This is a genomic window from Paenibacillus sp. P4_A7 (assembly GCF_056402455.1).
The window spans coordinates 1-3094 of sequence record NZ_JBFUHJ010000575.1; the positions used below are offsets into that span (position 1 = coordinate 1).

At 49.9% G+C, this 3094-nt stretch carries 2 protein-coding genes and 1 pseudogene; all 3 read left to right on the forward strand.

Going from position 1 to position 3094, the window contains the following annotated elements; genetic code table 11:
- Nucleotides 1-393, forward strand: a pseudogene (locus tag AC1DWN_RS31200) (hypothetical protein); the annotation flags it as partial.
- 20 nt (nucleotides 394-413) lie between these two features.
- Complete coding sequence (locus AC1DWN_RS31205; protein ID WP_477562745.1) at nucleotides 414-1955, forward strand: glycoside hydrolase family 3 protein; 1542 nt, start codon at nucleotides 414-416, stop codon at nucleotides 1953-1955.
- Between the two features lies 1 nt (nucleotide 1956).
- On the forward strand, nucleotides 1957-3094 hold a 1138-nt coding region (locus AC1DWN_RS31210; protein WP_477562746.1), incomplete at its 3' end, for an FAD-dependent oxidoreductase.

Genomic DNA, 3094 nt, shown 5'->3' on the forward strand with positions numbered 1-3094 from the left:
GGTATTGAAGAAGCAGATAATCCTGATCCTGGTCGCTTCGGGATGGAGGACGCAGGTGTGTACATTGCCAATAACGAAGGGATTGCGGATCAATTGTACACGAATAAMTTTCTGGTCATGAACAGCTGGGAAGCATGGAAAGCAACGGGGAACCCAGCTTACAGAAAGCTGTATGATCAGGTTTCTACGTTCATGAGCAGCATTCAAATCCAGAGTGGGGACAACCGTTATGACGGGGGATGGATGCGCGCTTTCGATTTGAACAAAGGCGAATATTTCGGCAATAACGGCGACACGGGGTGGGGTCCGTATTGCATGGAGAGCGGATGGACGAATGCGATTACGTCAGCAGGTCTGCTGCTCGGACTGTTGKATGAGAGCTTATATGATTGAAGGAGGCTGGAGAAAACGACATGATGAGAGTGGAACAGATGACGCTGGAGGAGAAGGTAGGGCAATTATTTACCTTTTATTATAAAGAAGTAGAGTACACCGAGATGGCTGAGCTGCTCGTTTCGGAGCTTAAGGCGGGTGGATTGTTTCTGGACATGGAATGTCTGGACAATCCGGAGCAGGTGCATCGTTTGACATCGAATATGCAGCAGCTCGCAACGACGTCAGGAAGCGGTATTCCGTTGTTCATTGCAGCTGACCTCGTTGCTGGAGCGGGTTGCAAGCTAGCTCGCGGCGGCGCGGTTTATTTTCCGAAGAATAAAGCAATCGGGGAAGCAAATGATGAACGGCTAGCCTACGAAAGCAGTAGAATAACTGCTGAAGAGTCGCTTGCAATGGGTATCAACTTCAACTATAGTCCTGTCGTTGACATTAACAATAATGCAGATAATCCCGTTATTGGTACCCATTCCTTCGGGGAAACGACCGACATCGTGTCGCGTATGGGGACCGCTATCATTCAGGGTTACCAAGAGTACGGAATGATTGCGACAGCCAAGCATTTCCCAGGCCATGGAGACACGAATGTCGATTCGCATCTCGCCCTTCCGGTATTGGGGTTTGACCGGTATCGACTCGAAAATTTCGAGCTCGTTCCATTTCGTAGGGCGATTGATGCCGGGGTCGATGCGATAATGGTCGGTCACATCGCGGTGCCAGCGATGGATGGTAGCTTGCTGCCTGCATCATTATCCAGACCCATGATCACGGAGCTGCTGCGGGAGAAAATGGAGTATAAAGGTCTTATTGTGACAGACGGAATGTCGATGAAGGGCGTAACCGCAATATTTACGCAAGCACGCGCGTGCGTCATGGCGCTGCTTGCGGGAGCTGATATTTTGCTAGCAGATGCGCGGGATATCAATGAGGCGCGAGTCATATTCAATGCGGTTATAAATGCGGTACGCTCTGGGGAATTGACTGAGGAGCGAATAAACGAATCAGTAATTCGTATTATACGGGCGAAGAACAAATACAACCTACTGACCGAACAATTTAAGCTGAACCCGTTTGATGAAAGTGTACTGGACCAGCCGTCCTCGAAGCAGGTAAGCAGGGAACTTGCGGCGAAGGCTCTACGCCGTCACGGCTCAACTGCTCGCTGGACTCAAATTCACAAGGCGTTGGAAGCTGGGGACCGATGGAAATTAATATGCGAGACCTCCCTAGACGTTTTTGCGGATAAGTGTGTGTCAAGCGGTTTTGTTTCTGAAGTTCAAAGTATAGCGTCGTATGAGCAACTTACGGCAGCGCTATTACAGGATAATGAGCAGCAAGCACTCCTTATCGGCATTACTTACAATAAACGAATGCGAAGCGATGTATTGGAAGGGCTGGAGCGTTTTGCGGCCAGCCGCAATCAGCCAGTTATGCTATGCCACTTCGGTTCTCCCTACGATGCGGAGTGGTTTAAGGATATGCCGGCATTGCTGCTTCATGACCGTGCGCCAGCTTTGCAGGAAGAAGCTGCTAACTACATTCACGAGGAGATGACTCGTTAAAATGGAAACTATTAAACAGGCGGATATCGTCATTATTGGTGGAAGCACGGGCGGCTGTGCAGCTGCACTTGCTGCCGCGCGTTTGGGTAAAAAGGTTATTATGACGGAGGAGACGGATTGGATTGGCGGTCAATTGACAAGTCAGGCAGTGCCACCCGACGAGCATCCATGGATCGAGCAATTCGGCAGTACGGCCAGTTACCGGGAGTTTCGCAGCCGGGTAAGGCAGTACTATAAACAAAACTTTCCGCTTCGCTCCGAAGCGCAAGCAAAGCTCTACTTTAATCCTGGCAATTCAATCGTTAGCAATATTACGCATGAGCCGAGAGTTGCTCTTGCCGTATTGCGAGATATGCTGTCTCCATTTGTTCATGCGGGCACCCTTATAATAATGGAAAATCATAAGCCCTTTCGCGTGGAGACAGACGGTGACTATATTCGTTCCGTTCATGTGCGCAGTAAGCTAAACGGAGATGTCACAGTACTGACTGCTCCTTATTTCTTAGACGCGACGGATGAAGGCGACCTTCTGCCGTTGTCGGGAACGGAATATGTAACTGGAGCGGAATCGGCAGAGGATACCGGGGAGCCGCATGCGCTCGCAGGTGCGGCGGATCCGCATGAAATGCAGGCGATTACTTGGTGTTACGCGGTCGATCATATCGAAGGCGCCGACTATACCATTGCCAAGCCGCAGCAATATGATTTCTGGAAGCAGTATAAAGCCGACTTTTGGCCAGACCAGCAGCTTAGCTGGATGGGTCTCGTTCCGCATACACTGGAGCCAGTCAAATATAGTTTTTTTCCAGATGGTAAATCGTTCTCGTTATGGAAGTATAGACGAATCATTGATCGCTCTCAGTTTGAGGACGGGACGTTTTCCAGCGACATTACATTAGTGAATTGGCCACAAAATGATTATTGGTTAGGGCCGATTATTGATGTGGAGGAAGCTGAGAGGGAGAAGCATCTTGAAAGCTCACGTCAGCTTAGCTTGTCTTTGCTATATTGGATGCAGACGGAAGCGCCTCGTCCATGCGGCAAAGCGGGGTATCCAGGGCTGCGGCTGCGCGGTGACGTAACTGGAACGCTAGATGGTTTGGCCAAAAGTCCTTACATTCGCGAATCAAGGAGAATCC

Bases quoted from the DNA above. Each gene is read 5' to 3' on its own strand.
- AC1DWN_RS31205 (WP_477562745.1), top strand. From the start codon at position 414: ATGATGAGAGTGGAACAGATGACGCTGGAGGAGAAGGTAGGGCAATTA.